Source organism: Streptomyces netropsis (assembly GCF_014203545.1).
Lineage (GTDB): Bacteria > Actinomycetota > Actinomycetes > Streptomycetales > Streptomycetaceae > Streptomyces > Streptomyces netropsis.
Genome location: NZ_JACHJG010000003.1, coordinates 142,929 through 168,452 on the forward strand (window position 1 = coordinate 142,929; position 25,524 = coordinate 168,452).

Consider the following 25,524-nt stretch of genomic DNA (forward strand, 5'->3'; position numbering starts at 1 on the left):
CGGAACCGGCGAATCGGTGGAACCTGAACCCGGCGCCACCGCTCCGGCGGTCCGGGGCGCGGCGCGGTGCGGGTACGGGGGCGCGAACCAAGCCCCCATACCCGCCCGTTCAGTGCGTCAGTTGTTCTTGCAATCGGCTTCGCCCATATTGACGCCCATCTTCAGGCCGGGAAGCGTGAACGATCCGGCCGAGGTCGCCCAGGCGCGCTGGTGGACGTCGCTGAACTCCACCTCATCGGCCTGCTGGGCGAACGAGCCCGGTACGTAACCGCCCCGCTCACCGTGTTCACCACCGGGCTTGGCCGGGCCGGGGCCCTTGGTGGTGTCGGTCACCGAGACGCCGATGTCCACATTGGTGAACTTCGCGTTGGCCTGGAGGTCGTCGGCGTCGATGTAGAGCTTCTCCGCCTTGACCTTGTCCTTGCCGCCTCCGGCCTGGAGCTTCATCGACACCTTGCCGAACGGGGTGGGGATGGTGACCGCCTGGCAGAGCTTGGTGATCTCCGCCTTCTCGATACCGACCACCGCGACCGGCTTGTTTCCCTGCTTGGTGACGTCGTTCGCCCCGTACTGGACGAAACCCCAGCCGTGCAGGCTCTCGGCCGCCACTTCGAATTGCTGCCCCGACACGCTGAAGGACGCCGCGAGGGCGCCCTGCGCGACGGCCACCCCGATGGCGGCCGTCGCCGCGACGCTGGGCACCATGACGACGGCGAACCGCTTCCATCTGGTGCCACCGCGAGTCGTCATCGACTCCATGACTTTCCTCCTTCTCGGACGTACATCTCCGACAGGGGCTGGGACACCCGTGCCGGGATGGGAGAAGTGCTACGTCCTCGGGAAGGAGCACCGTCGCTTCGGTGGCGCCAACCGCTCCGCACCCGATACTCCGGCGATCACCCCCGAGCGACAACCACTGGCCACGCCTTCGCGCAACCTCGGTGGACAGGCACCGCCGTTGACGACGGAGACCCCCCTGCCCCAAGGCCGGCTGATGGTGCCGCCGGCCACTCGGTGGGGACCCATCACCCCCGGGCGCGGACCCGTTGGAGGCCGTGCCGGGGGAATGGACCGAGCTCGGCCGATCGTGGTCCATTCCCGGCCGGGGCACAAGAGGTTCGTTACTAGCGAGTAACGGGGGGATAACCGAAGGGCGACCGACCCGCATCGGCCGGGCGTGCGAGAGCGTCGGAGCGTGCCCGGGAAAGAAGGGAGCTAACAGAAAAAACCCGGGCGAAGGGCCCGGGTTTTCTTACTGCCAGTAACAGCGGCGCCGTTTACCAAGTTTTGGCAAAGCGCTGCGATCGTTCCGTTTGTGTTGCGGGAGGTGCGGGAGTCCGTCAGAACAGCGCGCGGGAGAGCGCGGTACGCGCTGCCGTCACCCGCGGATCATCCGGACCGATCACCTCGAAGAGCTCCAACAGCCGCACCCGTGCCGCGTTCCGGTCCTCGCCGGCCGTCCGCTTCACCGCGTCGATCAGACGGCCGAAGGCGTCCTCGACATGCCCGCCGACCAGGTCGAGGTCGGCGGCGGCGAGCTGCGCGGTCACATCGGTGGGGCGCTCGGCGGCTTCCCGGCGCACCTTCTGCGGGTCCAGGTCCTGGACGCGCTGGAGGAGTTCGGCCTGGGACAGACCGAGCTTCGCCTCCAGATTGCCCGGGTCGTCGGACAGCACATTCTTGTACGCCTGGAGGGCGCCGCCCAGGTCACCGGCGTCCAGCGCCTCGTGGGCCAGGGCCAGCGCGCTGTCGTGCGGGCCCGCGGGCGGCTGCGGCGCGGCCGGTGCGGCCGACCCGTCGGCCGCACCGGGCTGCACCGGTGCGCCCACGATCCCGAAGCGCTGCTCCGAGACCTGGATGAGCTGGTCCAGCACCTCCCGGATCTGCGCCTCGGGCGCGGCACCCTGGAACAGCGGCAGGGCCTGCCCGGCCACCACCGCGAAGACCGCGGGGATGGACTGCACGCCGAACTGCTGGAAGAGCATCTGATTGGCTTCGACATCGACCTTGGCGAGCACGAACCGGCCGGCGTACTCCGCCGCCAGTCGCTCCAGCAGCGGGCCGAGCTGCTTGCACGGCTCGCACCATTCGGCCCAGAAGTCGATGACGACCGGCACCTCGGCGGAGCGCTGGAGGACCTCGAGCTCGAAACCCGCCTCGTCGACGTCGAAGACGAGGCTCGAGGCGGCGGCGGGCGGCGTACCGCCCTGGCGCGCCGCTTCCGCGCGCGCCTGCTCGGCCTTCTGCTTGGCTTCCCCGGCCGCCTTCACCGCGGCGAGGTCGACCACTCCACTCATGGACATGTTCCGTGGCTGCATGGGCCTATCCTCCCCCCTCCGCGCGGCGATCGGAAAAACGCACGTCGTCACGTGATCTCATAGCGGTTCGCAATCGACACCGGGTCCCCACCCGGCATCCGTGGTTGTCGCTCTTTCGCTACGAGTCGTAGCGTAACTGCAACCCCACACCCCTCCGCAAGCATTTCCGGTGATCTGCCTCACGGGCAGGCGCACAAAGGGGCGCACGAAGAGGCGCACGAGGGTCACGCGTCACCGGTCGTACTCACGGGTAAGGTCGCGGGCATGACTTCCGCCTCCCCCTCCGGGCGCCGGACGGGCCGCCCGCGCAGCGCCGAGGCCGACCGCGCGATCCTCGACGCGACGCGCGCGGCGCTGGTCGAACTCGGCTGGGGAAAGCTGACGCTGGGCGACGTGGCGTCCCGCGCCGGGGTCGCGAAGACCACTCTCTACCGGCGCTGGGCGGGCAAGAGCGAACTCGTCGTGGACGCCGTGGCCGCGCTCTTCGACGAACACCTGGAGCTCCCCGACCGGGGCGGCCTCCAGGCCGACATCGAGGGGGTCGTGCTCCAGTTCGCGGCCCTGCTGGAACGCCCGGAGACGAAGACGGCCCTGATGGCCGTGGTGGCCGAATCCACTCGCGACGACGCCCTGCGCGCCCGGATCCGTTCCGCGATCGTGGACCGGCAGAAGACGCTGGTGCTCCTGGGGCGGGAGCGGGCACAGGCGCGGGGGGAACTGCCGCACGAGTCGGACCCGGGCGCGGCCGACCGCAACGCGGACCTGATCTTCGACGTGATCGCGGGGACGGTGCTGCACCGCACGCTGGTCAGCGCGGAGTCGGTGGACGCTGAGTGGGCGCGGAGCTTCGCGGCGCTGGTGGTCGGCGGGCTGGCGTCGGTGGGAACTCTCCCCTGACCCGCCCCTTCCCGAAACCGAGGGCATGCCCCAGGCCCCTTTTGTCCTCAAGCGCGGGACGGGCTTGGTTTTCCAGCCCGTCCGGGCACAATCCAGCCCGTCCGGCGATTGAGGACCGGGGTCCGGGGCGGAGCCCCGGGTCAGGAGCCGTCAGAACCCCGCCGGCTCCGTGTACGTCCCCCACTCGTCCCGCAGCACGTCACAGATCTCACCCAGCGTCGCCTCGGCCCGCACCGCCTCCAGCATCGGCTCGATCATGTTGGCGCCCTCCCGGGCCGCGGTCAGCATGGCCTCGAGACCGGCCTTCACCTTCGCGTCGTCGCGCCCGGCCTTCCGCCCGCCCAGGACCCGGACCTGCTCCCGCTCGACCTCGTGGCTGACCCGCAGGATCTCCAGGTCGCCGGTCACCGACCCGTGGTGGCAGTTGACGCCGACGACCCGCTTGTCGCCCTTCTCCAGGGACCGCTGGTACTGGAAGGCGGACTCGGCGATCTCGCCCGTGAACCAGCCGTCCTCGATGCCGCGCAGGATGCCGGACGTGATCGGGCCGATGGGGTGCTCGCCGCCGCCGTGCACGGCACGGGTGCCGCGCTCACGGATCTGCTCGAAGATCTTCTCCGCGTCGGCCTCGATCCGGTCGGTGAGCTGCTCGACGTACCAGGAACCGCCCAGCGGGTCCGCGACGTTGGCGACGCCGGTCTCCTCCATCAGCACCTGTTGCGTGCGCAGGGCGATCTCGGCGGCCTGCTCGCTCGGGAGGGCGAGGGTCTCGTCGAGGGCGTTGGTGTGCAGGGAGTTCGTGCCGCCGAGGACGGCGGACAGGGCCTCCACGGCCGTGCGGACGACGTTGTTGTACGGCTGCTGCGCGGTCAGTGACACGCCCGCCGTCTGTGTGTGGAAACGCAGCCACTGGGCCTTGTCGGTCTTGGCGCCGTAGACGTCCCTCATCCAGCGGGCCCAGATCCGGCGGGCCGCGCGGAACTTGGCGATCTCCTCGAAGAAGTCGAGGTGCGCGTCGAAGAAGAAGGAGAGCCCCGGGGCGAACGTGTCCACGTCCAGGCCCCGGGAGAGCCCGAGCTCCACGTAGCCGAAGCCGTCGGCAAGGGTGTACGCGAGCTCCTGCGCGGCCGTGGCCCCGGCCTCGCGGATGTGGTAGCCGGAGACGGAGAGGGGCTTGTAGGCGGGGATGGCGCGGGCGCAGTGCTCCATCAGGTCGCCGATCAGGCGCAGGTGCGGCTCGGGCGGGAAGAGCCACTCCTTCTGCGCGATGTACTCCTTGAAGATGTCGGTCTGGAGCGTGCCGTTGAGTACGGCGGGGTCGATGCCCTGCCGCTCGGCGGCCACCAGGTACATGCAGAAGACGGGCACGGCGGGCCCGCTGATCGTCATCGAGGTCGTCACGTCACCGAGCGGGATGTCCTTGAAGAGGACCTCCATGTCGGCGGCGGAGTCGATGGCGACGCCGCAGTGGCCGACCTCGCCGAGCGAGCGCGCGTCGTCGGAGTCGCGGCCCATGAGGGTCGGCATGTCGAACGCGACCGAGAGTCCGCCGCCGCCCGCGGCGAGGATCATCTTGTACCGCTCGTTGGTCTGCTCGGCGTTGCCGAAGCCGGCGAACTGGCGGATGGTCCAGGTCCGGCCGCGGTAGCCGGTCGCGTGGAGCCCCCGGGTGAAGGGGTACTCGCCGGGCCAGCCGATCCGCTCGAAGCCCTCGTAGGAGTCGCCGGGGCGGGGCCCGTAGACCGGGTCGACCGGGTCACCGGAGAGCGTGGTGAAGTCGGCGTCACGCTTGCGTGCCGCGTCGTAACGGGCCTGCCATCGGCTGCGCCCTGCCTCGATCGCCTCTGCGTCCATAACGCTGCCTGCCGCCTCTCGCGCTGCCCGCCGCCTCGCGGGGCCAGATTTACTAGGACGTCCTAGTAAATGGTCGCGCACAAACGCCCCGGACACAAGGCTTGTCCGGGGCGTGGTGGTCGACCGGCCGGGTCGGGAGTGATCGGGCGCGACGCCTGGCGGCTTCCCACGCGGTCACGACAGGGCGGCGACCGCGGGGGCGAGGCCGACACGGCGGCGAGGTCACGGAGCTGCGACGCCCCGACGCCCCGGCCGGAGTACGGCCGTCCCGGGTGCCCGCCCAGCGGCAGCGCTCAGGCGCCGACGGGCTCCGCGCCGTCCACGATCAGCGGCTCCAGCTCCCGGGCGACCTTGCGCTCGACGAAGAACGCGGCCGTGGGGATGGTGCCCGCGAGCAGCACCCACACGAGCTTGCCGAACGACCACTTGGCCTTCGAGCCCATGTCGAAGGCGAAGATCAGGTAGAGGACGTAGAGCCAGCCGTGCGCGATGCCGACGAGGCTGACGAAGCCGTCCGCGCCGTCCATCGTGAGCAGGTACTTGGCGATGACGCCGATCGTCAGCAGGACCAGCAGCACACCCGTGACGTATGCCATCACGCGGTAGCGGGTCAGCACGCTCTTCTTCACTGAGGGGTTCCTCGCATTACCGTCTCGGAGCGGCCGTCTCCCGGGACGGAAGACCGCAGCAGTAGTCGAGCGTAACGCCACGTTCCGGGGCGATCTTCGCCGCCCCTTCGGCCGCGCCGTGTCGGCTCCTGTGCATGTGTCCTCAAACGCCGGACGCGCCCGCAGGGCGCCCGCCGCCGCAGACGGCACAGCGGTCGGCGGTCGAAGGCCCGCCGGTCAGGCGAGAGGCGGCAACGACGGGCCCGCAGCCGAAGAACCGCCGGGACACGCCCTAGTCCACCGCGGGGGCGTCCTCGAAGTCGTTCGCCGCGACCCGCAGCGGCCGCAGCATCGTGAAGATCTCCGTGCACTCCTCCGCGTCGTACGCGCCGAGCCCGAAGTCCATGGCCATCAGATCGCGCGTGGCCGCCTCGACGACCTCGCGCCCCTTGTCGGTGATCGAGGCGAGCGTGCCGCGCCCGTCGTTGGGGTTGGGCCGCTTGTCGACGAAGCCGGCGGTCACCAGCCGGTCGACGGTGTTGGTGACGGAGGTCGGGTGGACCATCAGCCGCTCACCGATCTTGGACATCGGCAGCTCGCCCGCCTTGCTGAACGTGAGCAGCACGAGGGCCTCGTAGCGCGCGAAGGTCAGCCCGTACGTCTTGACGACCGCGTCGACCTGGCCGAGCAGGATCTGCTGGGCGCGCATGATCGAGGTGATGGCGGCCATGGACGGCACGGATCCCCAGCGCTGCTTCCAGAGCTCGTCGGCTCGGGCGATGGGATCGAAGGGGAGGCTGAGGGGCTTCGGCACGGCACCGAGCCTACCCGGCGGCCACATCCTGGTCGCCGATATCTCGCACTCCGGACAACCTCTGCCCTGGCCGGGCGGGGCGGGACGGACCTGGGCCCGAGCCGGCCCTGCCGGGGGGGCGGGCCCGACAACGGGCCCGCCGGCCGGGGCGATGCGAGCCGGGCGGCCGCAGCCGGGCCTCGCCCTCGGGGTGGGCAACAGCGCCCGGCTACGCCTTGGCGGACAGCCGACGCGGCTGGGCTGCCGGACCTCCGCCGCGGGCGACGCAAGCCCCGACAGCCGGGGGCCTCACCCAGCCCACGGAGCCGGAGTGACCGGCCGCCGGGCCCCGCCGGCCCGCGCCTCGGGCGGTCAGGGGCCCACGATCACCAATGTGCCCGGGACCCTGCCATTCGCCGCCCCACCCGGCACGACCGGCCGCCGGGCCCCGCCCCGGTCACGGCCCCGAAGCGGCCGACCTCCGCGAAGGAGAACCGCCCGCTGTGCCGAAAAGGCGGGCAACGCCTACCGCTTCGCCTCGTTCACCAGCTCCACCGCCGCGCGCAGGCTCAGGCCGCGCTCCGCCTGCCGGACCGCCTTGATCGCGTGGATCTCCTGCTTGACGGGGTCCAGTCCCGCCTCCGCGAGGACGCCACGCACCCACGCCACGCGGGCCTCCGCCTCCGGGCGGGCCCCGTACTCGGCGACGATCGCGGCGGCGCGCTCCAGGCCCGGCCGCTCCTCGTCACTCGCACCGGCCAGCGCCTCGCGTATCGCGTCGGCGACCGCTTCGGTGTCGCGCAGCACGAGGACCTCGTGCTCGATCCCGGTCTTCTTGCCGCCACCGCCCAGGAAATCCAGCATCCGTCCACTCCCCCGGTTTGATTCGATCTTGATCAGGCAGCCGAGCGTACGACAAGCCGGACCACGACAACCACCGCCGCCGTCCCCAGCAACCCCACCCCCGCCACCACCCCGTGCACCGGCGCGAACTCCGCGGCCACGCCCGCGAGTGCCATGCCCAGGCCCTGGATCGTCATCATCCCGGCCGTCTGGAGCGTCATCGCCCGCCCGCGCAGCTCCTCCGGGACGGCCGCGATGAACCACTGGTCCAGGCCCAGTGTGTACGCCATGCCCGTACCGGCCAGTGCCACGGCCAGCAGCGCCCACCCCAGCGTCGGCCGGAACGCGTAGGCGAGGAACGGCAGCAGGGTCACCGCCGCCACCGGCAAGGTGATCCGCTCCCGGCCCCGCGCGCTCAGTACCGATCCCGCGAGCATCTCCCCCACGATCGAGCCCACCGGCATCCCGCACATCAGCAGCCCCAGGCCCACGGGCCCCACCCCGATCGCGTCCGCGTACGGCGCCGCGAGGGCCTCCGGTGCGACGAGGAGGAACGGCGGCACCCAGGACAGCAGCAGCAACGCCCGTATGCGCCGGTCGGCGAAGAGCTGTCGGGCGCCCGACAGCGAGGACTTCACCAGCGCGCCGCCCGTGCCCGTACGGGCCGGCCGCCGTCGCGTCCCGAAGCGCAGCAGCGCGGCCGAGCCCAGGAACCCGACGACCGTGGCCACCAGCACCTCGCGCGGCGACGCCACCGTCAGCAGCACCCCGCCCGCCGCGAACCCGGCGAGCTGCGCGCCCTGCGACACGATCCGGATCAGCGAGCGCCCCAGCACGAACAGTTCGCCCTCGCCGAGGATGTCGCCCAGGGTCGCCGCCCTGGTCCCGCCGAAGACGGGTGCGACGGCGGCGAGGACGCAGCGCAGGGCGAGCAGCCCGGCGATCGGTGTCGCGGGCAGCGCCATGGTCGCGGCGGCCCCCGCGCACACGAGGTCGCAGACGACGAGCACCCGCCGGGCGGGATACCGGTCGGCCGTGCCGGACAGCAGCGTGCCGCCCACGACGTACGGCAGGAAGCCGAGGGCGAAGGTCAGCGCGGTCAGCATCGGCGAACCGGTCAGCCGGTAGACCAGCACGGACAGCGCGATCTCCCCGACGACGATGCCGAGCAGGGACAGCAGGTGGGCGGCGAAGACGGTTCGGAACTCGCGCACGGCGAAGACGGCGGCGTAGCCGACGGCCGGCGGGGCGGTGGAGGCGGAAGACATGCCGGTCAGCGTGCCGAGCGCGTCCCCGGGCCACTAGTGTTTCGGCTGGAGCCGAAAGCAACCCCACAAAAGGAAACCGAATGCCGTTCCACATGCGGTTCGGGGCCGACGATCTGCTGCGCTGCCGGTTCGGGATCTCCCCGCTGTGGGAGACCCACCAGGCGCTGTACACACTGCTGCGCCCCGAACGGCACGGCTACCACCTGCCGTGGCTGCGCCGGATGCGGGAGGCGGTCGACCGGCTGGACCTCGCGCGGATGTCGCTGCTGGCGCCCGCCGCTTCCGGCGGCTACCACCCGGACTTCCTCTGCCCGCCGCCCGTCGGCCCCCTGTCGTCGTTCGAGGACGAGCTGACGCGCGTACGGGCCACCGACCCGGCGGTCGTCCGCGCCGAGCTGGCGCGGTCCATGGCCGACACCCCGGGCGCGGCCGAGTCCGTGCACGGCAGGGCGCTGCTGGCCGACCCCGAGCGCGCCCTCGGCGAGCTGACCGGTCTGCTGGAACAGGCCTGGCTCACACTGCTCGCCCCGGACTGGCCGCGGCTGCGCGCACTGCTGGAGGCCGACGTGGCCTTCCATACGCGGCGGCTGGCGGAAGGCGGCCTGGAGCGGCTGTTCGCCGATCTGCACCCACGGCTGATCTGGTCGGACGGCACCCTCACGATCACCAATCGCGGCGATCACGTGCGTGAACTGGGCGGTCAGGGCCTGATGCTGGTGCCGAGCGTCTTCGCATGGCCGGAGGTGATCGGCGGTTTCGACGCGCCCTGGCAGGCGACCGTGATCTACCCGGCGCGCGGCATCGGCGGTCTGTGGGCCGAGCCGGACGCGGAGACGTCGGACGCGCTCGTCCGTCTCCTGGGCCCGAACCGCGCCGCCGTCCTGTCCGCCCTGGACGAGCCCGCCTCCACCACCACCCTGGCCCACCGCCACGGCCTCGCCCTGTCGTCGGTCTCCGCCCACCTGTCGGTACTGCGCGCCGCCGGCCTCCTGGCCTCCCGCCGCCACGGCCACCAGGTCCTGTACGAACGCACTCCGTTGGGGATGGCGTTGGCGGGGAGGTGACGGGGGGTGGATTCACCGGAATCCCGGTCTTCCCCGACATCGAGGACGCCCTCGCACTGGGCAGGTACCGGGAGCGCCGATCCGCCGGTGCGGCGGCCGGCATCCCTCACGACGCCGCGCGGGGCCGACTCGGTCTGGAAGCCGAGGGCCGCATCGGCTGAGGTACCGCACGACAACGACCCGGTCCGTGGTTGCTGGCCCCGCCGGCGCCACGAAGTGAGCCACGCTTGGCAGGGCGTAATACGCGTCATACACTACGGGTGTGGCCAAGACGAGGATCAGTATCAGCCTTGAGCAGGAGCAGGCCGAGCGCATCAGGCGTCATGCCGAGCGGGCCGGCCTGGATGTCTCGGCGTATCTCGTGCACGCCGCAACACGGCAGATGGCGGAGACCGAGACCATAGAGGCGCAGTTCGCGGCCGTGGACGCCTTGATCGCGGCAGCTGAGGTCGAGGCCGCGGGTGCGTCGCCGGAGGCGGACGCACCGGTCGGGGAATTGACGGAGCAGGAGCGACGGGAGGTCGAAGCGGCCCTCGATCTCGTCTACGGGGCGGACCGACCGGGTGCGCGTCCGGGAGAAGCCGCGTGAGTGTGGCGAGGGTCCCCGTCTACGACACCGGAATGCTCATCGCTCTCGCCGACCGCAAGGCCAAGGCGGTCCACCTGCACGAGGCCTTGAAGGAGACTCCGCACCGGGCGCTTGTCCTCGGGCCGGTGTTGGCTCAGGTCTGGCGCCCGAACGCGGGGCTGGTGCACGCGCTGGCCACGGCACTGAGGGAGTGTTCCGTGCCCCAGGCGCGCAGCTCGGCCCCACCGATGCGCGAAACCAAGGCCGGCCGGCCGGAGTGCATCGCGTGCGCGACGGGCTTCGACCTGACGGACTGGCGCCGAATCGGTACCGCTCTCGGGGAGGCCGAACTCCCCCCGAAGAAACGGCCGGACGCAGTAGACGCCAGCGTGGCCTTGGCCGCCGCAAAGCACGGCAGCGCGGTGATCTTCACTAGTGACCCGGAGGACATCGCGGCGTATCTGTCGGTGCTCAATCCGCCCGATGTGCACGTCCAGGCCGTGTGAGCGGGTCACCCCTCGGAGAGATACCGCTCCACCGTGTCGACCTTCGACGTCAGTCCGTTCGTCACGCCCGGCCGGATGTCCGCCTTCAACACGAGCGACACCCGCCCGCACCGCGCCTCGACGGCGGCCACCGCGCGCTTGACGACGTCCATGACCTCGTCCCACTCGCCCTCGACGGACGTGAACATCGCGTCCGTGCGGTTCGGCAGCCCGGACTCGCGCACCACGCGCACCGCGTCGGCCACGTACTCGCCGACGTCCTCACCCACACCCAGCGGGGAGACGGAGAAGGCGACGATCATGCGTTGACCACGCCTTCCTTGCGGGCGCGGGCGGCGATGACGCTCGCCTCGGCCTCACGGCGCAGCATGCGGTCGGCGAAGAAGCCGCCGGTCGGCAGGACGGAGAGGACGAAGTAGAGGGCGGCGGTCTTGAGGCCCCACTTGGTCTTGTTCCAGGCGTCCAGCCAGAAGATCACGTAGAGCACGAACAGCACGCCGTGCACGGCGCCCATCACGGGCACCGCGTTGAAGTCCGTGGTCCGCTTGAGCACCGAGCAGAGCAGCAGCAGGAGGAAGGAGACGGCCTCCGGGGCGGAGACCAGGCGGAGTCGGCGCAGGGCGGATGCGGTCGTCATGTCCACGGGGGCACGCACCTTCGGTAGGCAGTGGCGAATCGGCTACGGCTTGTGACGGCATTCACAAACCACCCCATTGTTGCAGCTCACAAGTTGATCAAGCCTTCCGGGTCCGCCCGAAGCGCCCGCGGATCTCCCGTCGATCCCCCGTCGGCCTCCCGGTGATCTCCGCCGCCGGGCTCCCGTCGATCTTCCTTCGGGACCTCTTCGGGACCGTTCCGGGACCATGGGGCCTGTTGGAGCGGTATGTCCTGCCGCTAGCGTCTGGTCCGTGGCTCAGTTTCGGCTCCAAGGGAGCAAAGTCCTCGCCGTCGACATGGCGGGTGACGCGGTCAAGGCCAAGAACGGCGCCATGGTCGCGTACGAGGGCGAGATGACGTTCAAGAAGATGACCGGCGGCGGTGACGGCCTGCGCGGCATGGTCACCCGTCGGCTCACCGGCGAGCAGATGGAAGTCATGGAGGTGAAGGGACACGGCACCTGCTACTTCGCCGACCGCGCGAGCGAGATCAATCTCGTCACGCTGCACGGCGACACGTTGTACGTCGAGTCGAGCAATCTGCTCTGCACGGACAGCGGCCTCCGCACGGGCACCTCGTTCACCGGTCTGCGCGGCGCCTCGCAGGGCACCGGACTGTTCACGACCACCGTGGAGGGCTCCGGCCAGGCCGCGATCATGTCGGCCGGCACGGCCGTCGTCCTGCGGGTGACCCCGAACATGCCGCTCCAGGTCGACCCCGGCGCGTACATCGCCCACACCGGCAAGCTCAAGCAGCACTTCCAGTCGGGTGTGAACTTCCGGACCTTCATGGGCGAGGGCTCCGGCGAGGCCTTCCAGATCCGCTTCGAGGGCGAGGGGCTCGTCTACGTGCAACCCAGCGAGCGCAACACCATCGGGGGTGACGTCTGATGCCCTTCCGGCTTCTGAACTCGCGCATGGTCGAAGCCAGCGTCCTGCCGGGCCAGCGGCTCTTCAGCCAGCGCGGCGCGATGCTCGCCTACCAGGGCGACGTCTCCTTCACCCCCAGCATCACCGGCGGCCAGGGCGGCGTCATGGGGATGATCGGCCGCCGGATCGCCAACGAGGCCACCCCGCTGATGACCGTCGAAGGCAGCGGCACGGTCATGTTCGGCCACGGCGGCCACCACGTCTCGGTGATCGAGCTGTCCGGCGACACCCTCTACGTCGAGGCCGACCGGCTGCTCGCCTTCGACGGCACGCTCCAGCAAGGCACGATGTTCATGGGATCCCAGGGAGGTGTGATGGGCATGGTGCGCGGCCAGGTCACCGGCCAGGGCCTCTTCACCACGACCCTCAAGGGCCACGGGGCAGTGGCGGTGATGGCCCACGGCGGCTTCATCGAGCTGCCCATCACCCCGCAGCGCCCCGTTCACGTCGACCCGCAGGCCTACGTCGCCCACCGCGGCGACGTCCGCAACAAGCTCTCGACCGCCATCGGCTGGCGGGAGATGGTCGGCCGCGGCTCGGGCGAGGGCTTCCAGCTGGAGCTGTCCGGCAGCGGCACGGTGTACGTACAGGCGTCGGAGGAAAAGCTGTGAACGGCCCGGTCATCCATGACGCGACCACGCTCCCGGTCGACGACAACGTCAATCCGTACGCGTTCTCCGTCGACCTCGACGGCCAGTGGTTCCTGCAGAAGGGGAAGATGATCGCCTATTACGGGCGCATCGACTTCCACGGCATCGGCCACGGCCCCCTCGACCGTCTCATCCGCAGCAGCTTCCACTCCCCGCTGCACGCCTCGGACTGGGTCGTCGCCGAGGGCCAGGGCAAGATGCTCCTCGCGGACCGTAGCTTCGACGTCAATTCCTTCGACCTCGAAGACGGCAACCTCACCGTTCGCTCGGGCAATCTCCTCGCCTTCCAGCCCTCGCTCTCGCTGAAGCAGTCGATCATCCCCGGCTTTCTGACGCTCATCGGCACGGGCAAGTTCGTGGCCGCCTCCAACGGCCCGGTCCACTTCATCGAACCGCCGATCCGCGTGGACCCCCAGGCCCTCGTCGGCTGGGCCGACTGCCCTTCCCCTTGCCACCACTACGACCACCAGTACTTGAAGGGCGTCCTCGGCGGAATCCGCTCCCTGACCGGCCTCGGCGGCACATCGGGCGAGGAGCACCAATTCGAGTTCGTCGGTGCCGGTACGGTGCTCCTGCAGTCCACCGAGCAGCTGATGGACGAGCAGAACACGGGCGTCACGCCACAGCAGGCCGGCGTCCCGAACGCAACACCGGCAAACCAGCCAATGACACCCCGGATGCCCGGCCAGCTCGGAGACCTCCAGCGTCGCTTCGGGCTGTGAGCGGTACCCTGCGGAGTGTGACGTCGAACGCGTGACTTCTCAGCCCCGATCGCTCCGCAATGACCATTGGTTCATCTTTCAACTTTCTTAGGTAGAATCCATCTATGGACACCGAGAACGGCACCCGTTGGCTCAGCGACGAGGAACAGCGCGCCTGGCGTGCCCACCTGGAGGTCAGCCGACTGCTGATGCACCAGCTCGAACGGGACCTCCAGCCGTTCGGACTCACCAATAACGACTACGAGATCCTGGTCAACCTCTCGGAGTCCGAGGACCACCGGATGCGGATGAGCGACCTCGCCACCGCGACCCTCCAGTCCAAGAGCCGCCTCTCGCACCAGATCACCCGGATGGAGACGGCGGGCCTCGTCCGCCGCGAGAACTGCGAGTCGGACCGGCGCGGCCTCTTCGCCGTCCTCACCGACCAGGGCTGGGAGACCATGCGCGAGGTCGCCCCGCACCATGTCGCCTCCGTGCGCGAGCACTTCATCGACCTGCTGTCCCCCGAGGACCTCAAGGCGCTCTACGCCGCGCTCGCCCCGGTCGCCAAGCGCCTGCGCACGACGCGCGGCCGAGCCTGACCTTCTCCCTTCTCGGGGCATCTTGGGGCACCCCGTCACTCCGCCGCTCCCGTCACTCGGGAGCGGGGAGTCTCCCCGAACCCGGCTCATATGCCCCTTGCCCGGCAATAGCGTCGCCAGTAACGACATGGGTACGGGGAAAGGCGGGGTGCTGCGACCGGAGAGACCTCCCAGCCGCCGATGGCATGGCGGTATTGCGGGAACCAGATCAAACTGTGGCGAACTCAAGCGGGCATCTCCCGCGAGGAGTTGGGCAAGGAAGCCGGGTACGAGTACGAGTCGGTCAAGTCGATGGAGCAGGGGCGGCGGAAGCCGCAGCTTCGACTGCTTGAGGTGGCGGACCAAATGTGCGGGGCGCGGGGGTTGTTGCTCGCGGCGCGCGATGATCTGAAGCCGGATAAGTTCCCGGTGCGAACGCAGGAGTTCATGACGGCCGAGGCCGAGGCGATTGCCCTGCACTGGTACGAGACGGTACTCATTCCAGGTCTGCTCCAGACCGAGGAGTACGCAAGGGAACTGATCAGCAACCGCTGCCCACCCGTGGACGACGAGACCGTTGAGGAGCGGGTGGCAGGACGCCTGGAGCGCCAGTTAAAACTGAGGCCGAGCCCGACGACGCTCTTCAACTTCGTGCTCTACGAGGCAGCGCTACGCACCGGAGTGGGCAGCTCGCAGGTGATGCGGGGGGCAACTCCGCCACCTGCTCGAAGTGGGCACTCTGCGCAACGTATCCATCCAGATTCTGCCTGCCGATCGCGGCGCTCACGCAGGGCTCAGCGGCCCGGTGGTACTGCTGGAGTCGGCCAGCCACGAACAGCACGCCTACGTAGAGGGCCAGGAAACGGGAGCGCTATACGCGGACCCCGAGAGGCTCAGTCTCCTTGCACAACGCCATGACCTGATCCGCATGCAGGCGCTCAGCCATGAGGAATCTGCGGAATTCATCAGACTCGCCTGATGCAAGTCCAGTTACAGCGACTCCTGCAGAGGCGCGTGCGTGGAAGTGGCCGCCCAGCACCCCCACACCATCCACGTCCGAGACTCGAAGCTCGGGTCCGGACCTGAGATCCATGTCAGTGCGGCCACCTGGGGGAAGTTCATATCGCACATAGCCGAGGCTTGAGCGTCGAGCTTCGGGGGTCGGGATCCGAGCTCCTTACCAACGGAATGGTGGGGAAGAGATAACCCACCCTCCCTCCCAACTCCCGTGTGCACTCGTACAGATGACTTTTGCGCAACGAGGTCACGGCGACGCGCAGCGCCCGGTAGCGTGCGGAGCAACAAACAACCCCCGCCGGTGGTGGAACACCGAACGGGGGTCTGACCACCAAGATCGAGGCCCGATCCCAATGGCTGTTGCCAACCCTACCGCCGCCCCACCCATGGCCGCACCGGGCTACGGAAAACGCTCCGCGCCCGGCGAAGCACCCCGCCGCCGGGACGACTTCACGCACTTACCGGCCCGTGAGGCGTCCATCGCCACGCACATCGACCGCCTGCCGGACGGTGCGGCCATCGACACGAAGACTCTGGCCAAAGAGCTGGCGGCCTACGGCCAGCAAGCGATCCGTACGGCCCTCAACGCCCTCTCCATCGCTGGCCACTTGCGCCGCGTACGGGAACCGGTCGGGGACGGCCGTACGCAGTGGGTGTTCCGTACGTACTTCTCGCGAACCGCCCGCAGCGACGCCTGGTGGAGCCGCTTCCTGGCGGGAGACGTACCGGAGACGGAGGTGGAACCGCAGGCGCCTGCGCCACAAGATCGGCAGCCGAAGCGGACGGACGCCTACGAGGCGCTGGCCGCACTCGGCCGGACCGACGCCCGCCTGACCCTCTCGGCGGCGGAATGCAAGGCCCTGGAACCCCTGGCAGCCGAATGGCTGGCACGCGGGGTGCGGTCGGCGGACTTCGCGACGACCCTCACCGCCGGGCTTCCGGACGTCATCCACTCCCCCGGAGCGTTCACCCGAAAGCGGCTCGTCGACAAACTCCCGCCCGAGCCACCCCAGACCCCGCCGCCGGGGCCCCAGGCCCCGCCCCGCCGCATCATGGAATGCACCGGCTGCGGCAAACCGGGCCGCCCGGAAGCCCTCCCCGGCGGCCTCTGCCGCCCCTGCCGAGGCGAAGTACCCGACGACCCGGCCCCGGCGGCCGACTGGATCCACTCCCAAGTCGACCGCCTACGCGCCGCCGCCCGCCAGGCCCGCTGACGACGCCGACGGGCGCGCCGGCCCTTTCAGTCCAAGCGCGCCCGACGGTCACGGGCCCACGTCACCACGACCAGGCTCGCGGTGATGTACATGAGGACGGCGGCGGTGGACACGGACTCGACGTACTGCTCGTAGCCGACTGCGCGCAACTCGACCGCGAGGCAACCCAGCACGGTGCCGAGCGCCGCGATTGCGCCGATCAAGGCGCCGAAGGGGGGTTTTGCCATTCCATTTCCTCCAAGCAACAAGACGACCCGGCCACCGCCGAGTTCACTGACCCACCATCAACTACCCCCACGTTCCCGCCCCATAGCGACTCACGCACGTGGTGGAGGACACACCGGCCGAGACCCCCTGACTCTCACGGAAGGCGGGCGAGTCGGTCCCTTATCCTCGGGGGTTGAACTGCAATCACACTGCTAGTCATACTTTCTCGGTGCATATAGCCGCAGAGGTCCCAGCGCCCGTCTCTCGCCCGAAGCGCCGCAAGGCACTGTGGCTCATCGCCTTGGCCGCGACTACAGCCTTGGGTGGCCTGACGTACGCCTTCACCGGGGTCGAGGACACCGTTGGCGAAGGTCTTCAAGAACGCCCGATGGCCTGCTCGGAGGCCATGTACGCCATGGGCTGGGTGCTTCCCGACCATGCGAGCGACCAACGGTGCACCGAGCTCAGCGGCGGCCTTGCCGGCCACACCCAGTCGGGCATCTTCCGCATGCCGCGCGCCGATGCCCGCTCCTGGCTCGCTTCGCTCCCCGGAGAGCGGAATCGGCCGGGCGGGGTGGGATCCGACAGCGTGGTGGAGCGAAAGGAAGGGCTCGCCCTTGGCATCCTCAGGCCGCCGGGCAGCCTTCAGGCCGACGAGGTGAGGGTGGACGTCCGCTGGGAAGGCGAAGACACCGCAGCCGTCACCTTCGAGACGTTCGACTACTAAGGATCGTCCGACGCCGTCAATCCTGCTCACCCAACCCGTCGGACACGCCTTAGAGCGGATGAGCAACGGCTTTCAGCCAGTAGTTCGCCGCTTCTGTATCTGCGAAGGCACTGGATTTACCTGCTGCTTCTGCGTTGTGGCCTCGTGAACTGCGAGTTCTTCGGGGGTGCCGGGGAAAGCGGGACCACAGCCCGCTGGGAGGCGCTGGACCACCATGGCGATCGCCTCCTGAGCTGTAGCTGCCGGGCCCACCGCCTGGGTTCGAAGAGGGCCCGAGACCCAGTAGGTTCCTCCGGCGGCGGGCTGAATGTAGGGGATGTCCCAGGTCCACCGATGTTCGGTGCAGCGGCTGAAGTGAAGTTCGCCCATCCCGGTCCAGGGGAACAGTTGCCGCAGGCGGGGTTCCCCGTAGGCCGCTTCCAGCAGTTCGGCCTGCACGCGGCCATCGTCACGTACTGCCTGCCAGCCTGCTTCAACGACAGCATCGCCCGCTGCTTCCCTGTTCATAACCCCATCATGCACATGGAGAACATCTGGGCCCCCCACGGGGTTCGGGTCGGCGAGGCCATCGCCTGGCAGCGAGGCAGCCAGACCGACGGTTCCGCCACTCAACCTAGGCGACCATCGACGGCAGGGAGACCAAGGTCACATCCACCCGTGTCACAGGGGCTCGGGCTGTCCCGTCTCAAGGGGTGTAGCCACTGACGACGACGGAGGAGCACACCATGGACGCACGACTGGACTTCTTTGCCGACCCGACCACCGGCAAGGCCCTCAAGCAATTCATGGCAATGGGCAAGGCGTTCAGGGAGTCGTCGCTGCCGACCACCACGCAGGAGCTGGTGTCGCTGCGCGTGAGCCAGATCAACGGCTGCGCCGTCTGCATCGACATGCACACCAAGGAGGCAGCCGCCGCCGGTGAGACCTCGGTGCGGCTGAACCTGGTGGCGGCCTGGCGGGAGGCCACGGTCTTCACGGACGCCGAGCGGGCCGCGCTGGAGCTGGCGGAGGAGGGGACCAGGGTCGCGGACGCGGCCGGAGGGGTCAGCAACGCGGTGTGGGCGAATGCCGCCAAGCACTTCGACCAGGAGCAGCTCTCCTCCCTGACCCTCCTGATCTCCGCCATGAACATGGCCAACCGGCTGAACATCATCACCCAGCAGCCGGCGGGCAACTACGTGGCCGGGCAGTTCCACTGAGCGACGCCAGCCCCTCGGCCGACGGGCGTTAGGGTGACCTGCCGGTGATCTTGATGATCACCGGCAGTCCCCCTGCGCCGACGAGTACGGCCAGGTGGGAGGGGATCAGGGGGAGGAGAGCCGGCGTGAGCAAGGTCGAGGAGTTCGAGGAGCTGCGGCCGCTGCTGTTTTCGATCGCCTATCGGATTCTGGGCAGTGTCGGTGAGGCCGAGGACGCGGTGCAGGAGACATGGCTGCGCTTCGACGGCTCGTCGACCCGGCCCACGTCGACCAAGGCTTTCCTGTCGGCCACGGTGACGCGGATCTCGATCGATGTACTGCGCTCCGCGCGGGTGCGGAGGGAGCAATACGTGGGCCCGTGGTTTCCCGAGCCGCTGCTGAGCGATCCGTATCAGGATCCGGCGCGGGCGGTGGAGCTGGCCGACTCGGTGTCGATGGCGGCACTGGTACTGCTGGAGCGGCTCAGCCCGCTGGAGCGGGCGGTGTTCGTACTGCGGGAGGTGTTCGGCTTCGGGTTCGACGAGATCGCCACGGCGGTGGAGCGTTCCGAGGCGGCGTGCCGACAACTGCTGGTGCGGGCCCGGCGGCACATGCAGGCCGGACGGCCCCGGTTCGAGGCGGACCGTCAGGAGCGGCAGGAGCTGGCGGCGCGGTTCTTCGACGCCCTCCGCGAAGGTGACGTCACCGGTCTGCAGGAACTGCTGGCAGCCGACGTAGCGATGGTCGGTGACGGCGGCGGCAAGTCCCCGGCGCTGGCCAGGGCCATCGTGGGCGCGGAGAAGGCGGCCAGGTTGCTCGCCTCGGTCTTCCCCTGGCTGCTCCGGGTCGACGTGACGTTCGAGCTGCGCGAGGTCAACGGCCAGCCGGGCGCGATCTTCCGCGACCGGGACGGCAAGGTGCTGTACGCCATGGTCCTCGATGTGCTCGACGGGCAGATCCAGACGATCCGCTCGGTGAGCAACCCCGACAAGCTCGGTCACCTCGGGCCGGTCGCCGACGCCTGGGCCACCGACCGCGAGCTGAAGCAGGCCCGTCGGCAGAAGAACTGACCGCGAAACGGCCGACTCCCCTGTGCAGACGGGGAGTCGGCTCGCTCCTGAGGCTACGGGCAGGTCACACCCATACGTAGAGGTCCCAAGTGCCGTCGCCCCACGAGACGCACTTGTACCTGCCGGCGTAGTCCTTGCCTGCCGCTTGGCACGCCCGCTTGCTGCGGTAGTTGTCGATGTACTCCCAGCCCGGAACGGCCACGTCGGATGCCGTGGCGGTCTCGGAGGACGCGGGTGCCGCCTGCGCGGTGGCTGCTGTGGCGGCTCCGCCCGCCAGCAGCGTGGCGGCCAACGCGACGCCGGCGAGCCGGACTCGTTTCTGCATGGTTCCCCCTCGTGATCGAAGTGGTTCGGCTGCTCCGAGCGTGCTGGCGTGGCCCGGGCCGGGGCAACAGCGATATCCGTCCCGGACATCGCACCGCCTGTCCGTCCTGGTCAGCGGCTCGTCCGGGTCCTGTCCGGACGCAGTGCGGCGGCCTCGCGGAAGTCGGCGAGCGCCTCGGCGTAGCTCTTGCCCGCGACGAGCAGGGCCGATCGGTCGGTCAGGGCCCTGACGAGCGCGGGCGTGCCGCACCTCTCATCCAGCTCGGCCAGGCGACGGGCCAGCTCGACCCCCTCGTCGAACGAGGGCCGCAGCGATGCGAGGAACCGGTGGTGGTGTGATCCCCAGCGCTTCGCCGCGTCGATGGTCAATCTCCGCTGCGCGGCGATCCGTTCGGCGAGTCCATCGGGCGCGGCCTGCCCCTCGTCTTCCTCCTTGTCCGACAGGACGAACAGGGCGGTCCACCAAGGGAGGATGCAGCTCCAGGACTTGCGTTCGCCGGTCTCGGCCAGCTCGCTCAGCAGGGTGTCGACCTCCCGCCGGGCCTCATGGGCGTCGTCGCACCGACCCCGGGCGTCGAGCATCCGGGAGTAGTGGACCAGGTCCCAGATCAGCGTGGCCAGCGAGGCCCAGCCCTCTTCGAGGCGGGCGCGGGTGTGGTCCACGAGTTCCTTGAAGGCGGCGAGGGCCTCGTCGGGCAGTCCGGCGGCGTCCAGTTGGGTCGTCCAGTCGACCATGGTCCAGAAGGAGACACCGCCCGGCCGTGGGCGCTCCGCGTCGACGATCTGCCCGTAGGCCTCTGCCGACTCGCGGTGACGTCCCTCCTCGGCGAGGGCGGCGGCCAACGACCCGAGCCCGTACGCGGGGCTCTCCACCTGGCCCGTCTCATATCCCCGGCGCCCGACGCAGGCCATCTCCTCGCGCACGGAGAAACCCTCCGCCCGTCGGCCGAGCGCGTACAGCGATTGCTGGTAGGCGCGCAGGGCGTCGACGAGCAACTCGGTCCGCGCGGGCTCGTTCTCGTCCAGCCGCCGGGCCGCCTCCACCGCCTCGGCCCTCAGGGCCAGGCACGCCTCCGGCTGGTCCCGGTACGCGTCCTGGCTGAGCCACACCAGTGCCCGGCTCAGGCGCGGCAGATAGGTCAGCGGGCCCACGTCGGCGAGCACCCGGTACGCCTCGACCTCCTGCTGGAGGGCGAGCCCGCCGGATCCGAGCAGCATCGTCCGCGCTCGCAGCACCGCATCGTGATCGACGTTCTCGGAGTGATTCATGGCGGCGATTCTGCGAGCCGCCACACAGCCCGGACAAGGCCTCTGACCTGTGCCTTCTGTCCTAGGAAAGCACCCTCCGACCTGTCATGATGGGTGTGTCATCACCTCTCCTCCCCGTGCGGTTCCCTCACCAAGACGGCGGCCCGCACTTCAGGCCGGCGACCTCGGCACCGGTGAACCAGACCGCCGAGGCACATCCGGCGGGGCGCACGTCCGCGCGCCGGTGACACCGGGACACGCACACCGACCGATCACGAAGTGGACTCGACGGCGGGTGCCCGCTGTTTCGCGATGACGGCGGCGACGCCGTCGAGCAGTCGCTCCAGGCCGTACTCGAACAGCGACTGCACGCTGATGTCGACGCCGGGCCGTCGCCTGATGGCGGCGAAGGCCGGGAACGAGCCCCCGGCCAGCAGGGCCATCATCGCGTCTTCCTGCGCTTCCAGCCATTCCTCACCGCCGACACCGGTGTCCTGGGTTGCCTGCTCCTCGACCTCCAGGTCGGCGGCGGTACCGCGGACATAGCCGAACAGGGTGATGGCCGTGTGCATGACCGTGTCGTCGTCGAGACCGAGCCCGTCGAGGGCGCGGAGTGCCCATTCGATGTGCAGCATTCCGTGGGGAACCAGCAGGGGCCTGCTGAGGCTCATGGTCCGGGCCAGCCAGGGGTGCGCGCGGTAGAGCCCCCATTGGGTCTTGGCGGAGAGTTCGAGCCGGTCCCGCCACCCGCCACCGGGCTCGGGCAGGGGGGCCTCGGCGAAGGCCGCGTCGGCCATGAGGGCGACGATCTCGTCCTTGTTCCGCACGTGCCGGTAGAGCGACATGGTGGCCACGTCTAGTTCGGTGGCGATGCGCCGCATGGTCAGCGCGGCCAGTCCCTCGGCGTCGGCGATCCGGATCGCGGCTCGCACGATGCGCGCACGGACGGCGTCGTCGGGGACGCCCGCCCTCGTCGCGCGGGGGGCCGCCTGCCCGGCCCGTCGGGGCTGGTCAGCCCGCCCGGGCGCGGTCGGGCTGACCACCGTCCCCACCCCCGGAACGGCATGCACCAGCCCTTCGTGGCGCAGTGCCGCGAGCGCCTTGGTGGCGGTGGCGATGGCCACGCCCCAACGCACGGCGATCTGGCGGGTGGACGGGACCCGCGCGCCGGGCCGGAGTTCACCGGCGTCGATGCGTCGGCGGATCTCGGCCGCGATGCGGGCGTAGGGCGGCTGGTCGGTCACGGCGCTCCTCTGCGTACTAGTACACCTACCCTAGTGGACTAGTACGCTTTTGGCGCTCGCTTCCTTGCCCCCAACGAATTTCGGCTCGTACGTTGTACGCATCTCAGCAACGTACAGGGAGCTCCCATGAACATCCTCGTCTCCGGCGCCGGCGTCGCCGGCCCCGCCCTCGCCTACTGGCTGCGTCGCCACGGCTTCACTCCCACCGTCGTGGAGCGGGCCGAGCAGGTGCGTGAGGGCGGTTACGCGGTCGACTTCCGCGGCGAGGCGCTGGACGTGCTCGACCGGATGGGCCTGCTGGAGGAGATACGCGCGCTCGACACCGAGATGGGCGACGCGGCGCTGATGGGCGCCGACGGACAGCAGTACGCGACGCTCCCGGCGGTGATCTTCGCGGGAGATCTGGAGGTCCTCAAGGGCGATGTGACCCGCCTGCTCTATGAGGCCACCCGCGACGACGTCGAGTACGTCTTCGGCGACTCCATCGCGACCTTGGAGCAGGACGACACCGGCGTGCACGTGACCTTCGAGCGCGGCGAGCCGCGCACCTTCGAACTGGCGGTGGGCGCCGACGGCCTGCACTCGCGCACCCGGGCGCTCGCTTTCGGCCCCGAGGAGCAGTTCGTGCGCCACCTGGGCATCTACACCGCGATCTTCAGCCTGGACAACTACCTCGGGCTGCGCAACACCGGCCATCTCTACAGCGTGCCGGGCAGAGCGGCCAACATCTTCAGCGCCCGGAACAACACCGAGGCCAGGGCCGCCCTGCATTTCGCCTCCGAGCCGCTGGAGTACGACTGGCGGGACGTCGAGGAGCACCGGCGCATCGTGGCCGAGCGCTTCGCCGACGAGGGCTGGCAGGTGCCCCGGCTCCTGCGGGAGGCGGCCAAGGCTTCCGACTTCCACTTCGACGCCAACGCCCAAGTGAAGATGGACCGTTGGTCCACGGGCCGGGTGGTCCTGCTGGGCGACGCGGGCTACTGCGCGGCGCCGACGTCCGGTCGGGGCACCTCGCAGGCTCTGATCGGCGCCTACGTCCTGGCCGGCGAGCTGGCCGCGGCGGGCGGTGAGCACACCGCGGCATTCGAGGCGTACGAGCGGGAGATGCGCGGCTACGTCACCGAGCACCAGCAGGCCGGCCGGGAAGGGGCCGAGCGGTTCTTCATGGGCACGCCGACCCAGGAGATGCTCGACATGATCGCAGCGAACGCGCCGGAGGTGTCCCGCACCCAGGTCGCCAGGCTCAAGACCTACCGGCCCGCTGCCTAGTCGGGGCTCCTGGTTCTCGCCCGGCTGGGGGAGGTGGATCGTCCAGCCGGGGGACGTGCGCCGACCACGGCGGATGCGACGTTCGACGCATGACCGATGTCGTACGAATGACGAGCATGTCCTGGCGCGAGCGACGGCAGGCGTGGCCACGCTGGGTGGGGTACGCGACGCTCGGCTGGGCCCTGACCTACAGCGGGTTCGGGCTGGGGTGCGTGCTGAGCGGCACGCCCCTCTTCTACCGGGGCGACGACCCCGGACCCGTCGAACTGGGCTGGCTGATCGTGGGGTTGGGCGCGCTGGCCGCGCTGGCCGTGCTGACCCGGGCGCGGGCGTTGCTCTGGGTGGCTTGCGCGCTGTCCACCGTCTGCGCATTCGGGCTGCTCATGGACGTGATCACACTGATGTTCAATCAGGAAGCCGACAGCGCAGCCGGTTTCCTCAAGAACGCCCTCGGCGGGGTCGGCGCAGGCCTGCTCGCCGCCACCGCCCGCGCCGGCGACGCGCGGCCCGCGACGGGTGCCCGACCGGCACCGTCCCCGGCGTCCCGCGACGTCCACCTCGCCGCCTACGCCGGGACCGCCGCCTTCGTTCCGTACGCGGCGATGAAGGTGACCTGGGCGGTGGGCGGGACCTTCGCGGGCGTGAGCGGCGAGGAGATGCTCGCGAAGTCCGAGGAGAACGGCGCTTCCGGGCTGTGGCTCACCCTGGCGTCCTGGGGTCTCGACGCCACCGCGCTGCTCGCCGCGCTCGGGGTGTTCCTGCTGTTCGGGCTGATCCGGCCCTGGGGCCAGGTCTTCCCTCGCTGGACGCTCGTCCTCGGCGGCCGCCGGGTGCCGCGCTGGCTGCCGCTCGCCCCGGCCCTCATCGGCGCCGCCACGCTCGCGCCGTACGGTGTACTCGGGATCGGCTACTGCGCCCTGGCCACCGTCGGGGCGGTGCGCGTGCGGCCCGGCGACTTCCCTTCCTCCGCCGACGCGCTGCTCGTCAGCTGGATCGGCCTCGGCGCCTTCGCCGTCTACGGCGTCGCGCTGACCGTGGCCGCCCGCTCGTACTGGCTCCGCACCCGGCCCGCTTGACCGTGCGCACCGGGCACCGGCCCGCGCCCGCTCTGGTGGAGCGGACCCGAAAAAGGCCGGCGCCCGGTGCGTCGAAATTCGGCCGACGATATCAACTGATCGCGGGCTCGATCTTTCCATGGGCATTCGCGGGCATGTACTTCTTGCTCCCCTGGTAGTGGACCTCGTAGCCGGAGCTGACGGCGTGGAACCACAGCAAGGGGTCGAGAAGATTCGAACCGCTGTCGAGATGCGCGACGCCAGTGGCATCGGTTACCGCGGTGCCGATCTGCCGGCCGTCGGAGACGGTGAAGGTGATCGGCTGACCCTTGATCGGCTCACCGTCATTACTGATGAGCTTCGCACTGATTTGAGCCTGCGCCTGGCCGAGAACCGTTCCCTTCACCGTCGCCGCGGTGAGTTGCGGGTATTCCTTTTCCACATCCGGCTGGGGCGGCGGCGGGTAGTAGTACCCGTACCCCGGCTGGGGTTGCGGCGGGTAGTACCCCTGCTGGGGCGGGTAGTACCCGGGTTGGGGCTGGTAGTACCCCGGCGGTTGCTGCGGCGGGTAGTACCCGGGTGGTTGCTGCGGCGGCGGTGCGTACGGCTGTGTCACCAGAGAACTCCTAGCGGTCGTGGGCCTTGAGTTTCTTGGTCGAGCCAGTGCACGGAGATCGGCGGCTCGGGCACCGGGGCTTCCACCCCTCCGGATATCCCGCTATGGCGCCTTATTT

The 25,524-nt window shown here is 69.9% G+C and carries 30 protein-coding genes and 2 pseudogenes; 17 read left to right on the top strand and 15 right to left on the bottom strand.

The window, feature by feature from the left end; all coding sequences use genetic code 11:
- Positions 1–117: 117 nt before the first annotated feature.
- Both FHS38_RS08400 and FHS38_RS08405 read right to left on the bottom strand, forming a co-directional pair.
- On the bottom strand, positions 118–759 hold the full coding sequence (locus FHS38_RS08400; RefSeq protein ID WP_184732454.1) for a DUF6230 family protein: 642 nt from the start codon (positions 757–759) through the stop codon (positions 118–120).
- Positions 760–1,340: 581 nt separating this feature from the next.
- On the bottom strand, positions 1,341–2,318 hold the full coding sequence (locus tag FHS38_RS08405) for a tetratricopeptide repeat protein (protein ID WP_184732456.1): 978 nt from the start codon (positions 2,316–2,318) through the stop codon (positions 1,341–1,343).
- A 264-nt stretch (positions 2,319–2,582) separates the two neighbouring features.
- On the opposite strand from FHS38_RS08405, the gene FHS38_RS08410 reads away from it, so the two are divergent.
- Entirely contained in the window at positions 2,583–3,215 is a 633-nt protein-coding gene (locus FHS38_RS08410; RefSeq protein ID WP_184732458.1) for a TetR/AcrR family transcriptional regulator, read from the top strand.
- A 150-nt stretch (positions 3,216–3,365) separates the two neighbouring features.
- Here the strand turns inward: FHS38_RS08410 and icmA are convergent, their stop codons facing one another.
- From icmA to FHS38_RS08435, 5 genes are all read right to left on the bottom strand, one after another.
- The gene (icmA, locus tag FHS38_RS08415) at positions 3,366–5,069 is read right to left on the bottom strand and encodes a coenzyme B12-dependent isobutyryl-CoA mutase large subunit (RefSeq protein ID WP_184732460.1); all 1,704 of its coding nucleotides are present in this window, start codon (positions 5,067–5,069) and stop codon (positions 3,366–3,368) included.
- Between the two features lie 293 nt (positions 5,070–5,362).
- Positions 5,363–5,698, bottom strand: a complete 336-nt coding sequence (locus tag FHS38_RS08420) for a DUF3817 domain-containing protein (protein WP_184732462.1) — start codon at positions 5,696–5,698, stop codon at positions 5,363–5,365.
- A 271-nt stretch (positions 5,699–5,969) separates the two neighbouring features.
- Complete coding sequence (locus tag FHS38_RS08425) at positions 5,970–6,491, bottom strand: MarR family winged helix-turn-helix transcriptional regulator (RefSeq protein ID WP_184732465.1); 522 nt, start codon at positions 6,489–6,491, stop codon at positions 5,970–5,972.
- A 504-nt stretch (positions 6,492–6,995) separates the two neighbouring features.
- Positions 6,996–7,334, bottom strand: a complete 339-nt coding sequence (locus FHS38_RS08430) for a hypothetical protein (RefSeq protein ID WP_184732467.1) — start codon at positions 7,332–7,334, stop codon at positions 6,996–6,998.
- Positions 7,335–7,366: 32 nt separating this feature from the next.
- On the bottom strand, positions 7,367–8,581 hold the full coding sequence (locus tag FHS38_RS08435; RefSeq protein ID WP_184732469.1) for an MFS transporter: 1,215 nt from the start codon (positions 8,579–8,581) through the stop codon (positions 7,367–7,369).
- A gap of 80 nt (positions 8,582–8,661) precedes the next feature.
- Here FHS38_RS08435 and FHS38_RS08440 point away from each other — a divergent pair, with 80 nt between their 5' ends.
- The 4 genes from FHS38_RS08440 (at position 8,662) to FHS38_RS08455 (ending at position 10,719) form a co-directional block, all read left to right on the top strand.
- Positions 8,662–9,645 (top strand): ArsR/SmtB family transcription factor, encoded by a 984-nt coding sequence (locus FHS38_RS08440; protein ID WP_184732471.1) that lies wholly within the window; start codon positions 8,662–8,664, stop codon positions 9,643–9,645.
- Entirely contained in the window at positions 9,642–9,806 is a 165-nt protein-coding gene (locus FHS38_RS08445) for a hypothetical protein (protein ID WP_184732473.1), read from the top strand. Before FHS38_RS08440 ends, FHS38_RS08445 begins: the two co-directional genes overlap by 4 nt.
- Positions 9,807–9,907: 101 nt before the next feature.
- Positions 9,908–10,234: a plasmid mobilization protein gene (locus FHS38_RS08450; protein ID WP_184732475.1), complete on the top strand. Its 327-nt coding sequence runs from the start codon at positions 9,908–9,910 to the stop codon at positions 10,232–10,234.
- Positions 10,231–10,719 carry a hypothetical protein gene (locus FHS38_RS08455; RefSeq protein ID WP_229822727.1) on the top strand — a complete coding sequence of 163 codons (489 nt, stop codon included), beginning with the start codon at positions 10,231–10,233 and terminating at the stop codon, positions 10,717–10,719. The genes FHS38_RS08450 and FHS38_RS08455 overlap by 4 nt, the downstream gene beginning before the upstream one ends.
- Positions 10,720–10,724: 5 nt before the next feature.
- Here FHS38_RS08455 and FHS38_RS08460 read toward each other — a convergent pair whose 3' ends face one another.
- Together FHS38_RS08460 and FHS38_RS08465 are read right to left on the bottom strand one after the other, a co-directional pair.
- Positions 10,725–11,021, bottom strand: a complete 297-nt coding sequence (locus tag FHS38_RS08460) for an MTH1187 family thiamine-binding protein (RefSeq protein ID WP_184732477.1) — start codon at positions 11,019–11,021, stop codon at positions 10,725–10,727.
- On the bottom strand, positions 11,018–11,362 hold the full coding sequence (locus FHS38_RS08465) for a DUF3817 domain-containing protein (protein ID WP_184732479.1): 345 nt from the start codon (positions 11,360–11,362) through the stop codon (positions 11,018–11,020). Before FHS38_RS08465 ends, FHS38_RS08460 begins: the two co-directional genes overlap by 4 nt.
- 220 nt (positions 11,363–11,582) lie before the next feature.
- Here FHS38_RS08465 and FHS38_RS08470 point away from each other — a divergent pair, with 220 nt between their 5' ends.
- The 7 genes and pseudogenes from FHS38_RS08470 (at position 11,583) to FHS38_RS08500 (ending at position 16,468) form a co-directional block, all read left to right on the top strand.
- A complete protein-coding gene (locus FHS38_RS08470) occupies positions 11,583–12,266 on the top strand; it encodes an AIM24 family protein (RefSeq protein WP_184732481.1) in 684 nt (227 codons plus the stop codon).
- Positions 12,266–12,916 carry an AIM24 family protein gene (locus tag FHS38_RS08475; RefSeq protein WP_184732483.1) on the top strand — a complete coding sequence of 217 codons (651 nt, stop codon included), beginning with the start codon at positions 12,266–12,268 and terminating at the stop codon, positions 12,914–12,916. Before FHS38_RS08470 ends, FHS38_RS08475 begins: the two co-directional genes overlap by 1 nt.
- Positions 12,913–13,677 carry an AIM24 family protein gene (locus FHS38_RS08480; RefSeq protein ID WP_184732485.1) on the top strand — a complete coding sequence of 255 codons (765 nt, stop codon included), beginning with the start codon at positions 12,913–12,915 and terminating at the stop codon, positions 13,675–13,677. Before FHS38_RS08475 ends, FHS38_RS08480 begins: the two co-directional genes overlap by 4 nt.
- Before the next feature lie 104 nt (positions 13,678–13,781).
- Positions 13,782–14,258, top strand: coding sequence for a MarR family winged helix-turn-helix transcriptional regulator (locus FHS38_RS08485; protein ID WP_184732487.1), 477 nt, complete (start codon positions 13,782–13,784; stop codon positions 14,256–14,258).
- Between the two features lie 180 nt (positions 14,259–14,438).
- A pseudogene (locus tag FHS38_RS08490) lies at positions 14,439–15,216 on the top strand (helix-turn-helix domain-containing protein).
- Between the two features lie 15 nt (positions 15,217–15,231).
- Positions 15,232–15,381: pseudogene (locus FHS38_RS08495) on the top strand (DUF397 domain-containing protein); the annotation flags it as partial.
- A 259-nt stretch (positions 15,382–15,640) separates the two neighbouring features.
- Positions 15,641–16,468, top strand: a complete 828-nt coding sequence (locus tag FHS38_RS08500; protein ID WP_184732490.1) for a hypothetical protein — start codon at positions 15,641–15,643, stop codon at positions 16,466–16,468.
- A 26-nt stretch (positions 16,469–16,494) separates the two neighbouring features.
- Here FHS38_RS08500 and FHS38_RS08505 read toward each other — a convergent pair whose 3' ends face one another.
- Entirely contained in the window at positions 16,495–16,695 is a 201-nt protein-coding gene (locus tag FHS38_RS08505) for an SCO3870 family protein (RefSeq protein WP_184732492.1), read from the bottom strand.
- Between the two features lie 209 nt (positions 16,696–16,904).
- Between FHS38_RS08505 and FHS38_RS08510 the strand changes: the two genes are divergently transcribed.
- Positions 16,905–17,402 (top strand): hypothetical protein, encoded by a 498-nt coding sequence (locus FHS38_RS08510; RefSeq protein ID WP_184732494.1) that lies wholly within the window; start codon positions 16,905–16,907, stop codon positions 17,400–17,402.
- Between the two features lie 72 nt (positions 17,403–17,474).
- On the opposite strand, the gene FHS38_RS08515 is transcribed toward FHS38_RS08510, so the two are convergent.
- Positions 17,475–17,909 (bottom strand): DUF6193 family natural product biosynthesis protein, encoded by a 435-nt coding sequence (locus FHS38_RS08515; protein ID WP_184732496.1) that lies wholly within the window; start codon positions 17,907–17,909, stop codon positions 17,475–17,477.
- A 218-nt stretch (positions 17,910–18,127) separates the two neighbouring features.
- Here FHS38_RS08515 and FHS38_RS08520 point away from each other — a divergent pair, with 218 nt between their 5' ends.
- Positions 18,128–18,601, top strand: a complete 474-nt coding sequence (locus FHS38_RS08520) for a carboxymuconolactone decarboxylase family protein (protein ID WP_184732498.1) — start codon at positions 18,128–18,130, stop codon at positions 18,599–18,601.
- 125 nt (positions 18,602–18,726) lie between these two features.
- Entirely contained in the window at positions 18,727–19,650 is a 924-nt protein-coding gene (locus tag FHS38_RS08525; RefSeq protein WP_184732500.1) for an RNA polymerase sigma-70 factor, read from the top strand.
- Positions 19,651–19,714: 64 nt separating this feature from the next.
- Here FHS38_RS08525 and FHS38_RS08530 read toward each other — a convergent pair whose 3' ends face one another.
- The 3 genes from FHS38_RS08530 to FHS38_RS08540 form a co-directional block, all read right to left on the bottom strand.
- Positions 19,715–19,975 (bottom strand): hypothetical protein, encoded by a 261-nt coding sequence (locus FHS38_RS08530; protein ID WP_184732502.1) that lies wholly within the window; start codon positions 19,973–19,975, stop codon positions 19,715–19,717.
- A gap of 110 nt (positions 19,976–20,085) precedes the next feature.
- A complete protein-coding gene (locus tag FHS38_RS08535) occupies positions 20,086–21,243 on the bottom strand; it encodes a hypothetical protein (RefSeq protein WP_184732504.1) in 1,158 nt (385 codons plus the stop codon).
- A 251-nt stretch (positions 21,244–21,494) separates the two neighbouring features.
- The gene (locus FHS38_RS08540) at positions 21,495–22,466 is read right to left on the bottom strand and encodes a TetR/AcrR family transcriptional regulator C-terminal domain-containing protein (RefSeq protein WP_184732506.1); all 972 of its coding nucleotides are present in this window, start codon (positions 22,464–22,466) and stop codon (positions 21,495–21,497) included.
- A 126-nt stretch (positions 22,467–22,592) separates the two neighbouring features.
- Between FHS38_RS08540 and FHS38_RS08545 the strand changes: the two genes are divergently transcribed.
- Together FHS38_RS08545 and FHS38_RS35180 are read left to right on the top strand one after the other, a co-directional pair.
- Positions 22,593–23,735 (top strand): FAD-dependent monooxygenase, encoded by a 1,143-nt coding sequence (locus FHS38_RS08545; RefSeq protein ID WP_184732508.1) that lies wholly within the window; start codon positions 22,593–22,595, stop codon positions 23,733–23,735.
- An 89-nt stretch (positions 23,736–23,824) separates the two neighbouring features.
- Positions 23,825–24,811, top strand: a complete 987-nt coding sequence (locus tag FHS38_RS35180) for a hypothetical protein (RefSeq protein WP_229822729.1) — start codon at positions 23,825–23,827, stop codon at positions 24,809–24,811.
- A 91-nt stretch (positions 24,812–24,902) separates the two neighbouring features.
- Here FHS38_RS35180 and FHS38_RS08555 read toward each other — a convergent pair whose 3' ends face one another.
- Positions 24,903–25,406, bottom strand: a complete 504-nt coding sequence (locus FHS38_RS08555; RefSeq protein WP_184732510.1) for an Ig-like domain-containing protein — start codon at positions 25,404–25,406, stop codon at positions 24,903–24,905.
- Between the last annotated feature and the right edge of the window lie 118 nt (positions 25,407–25,524).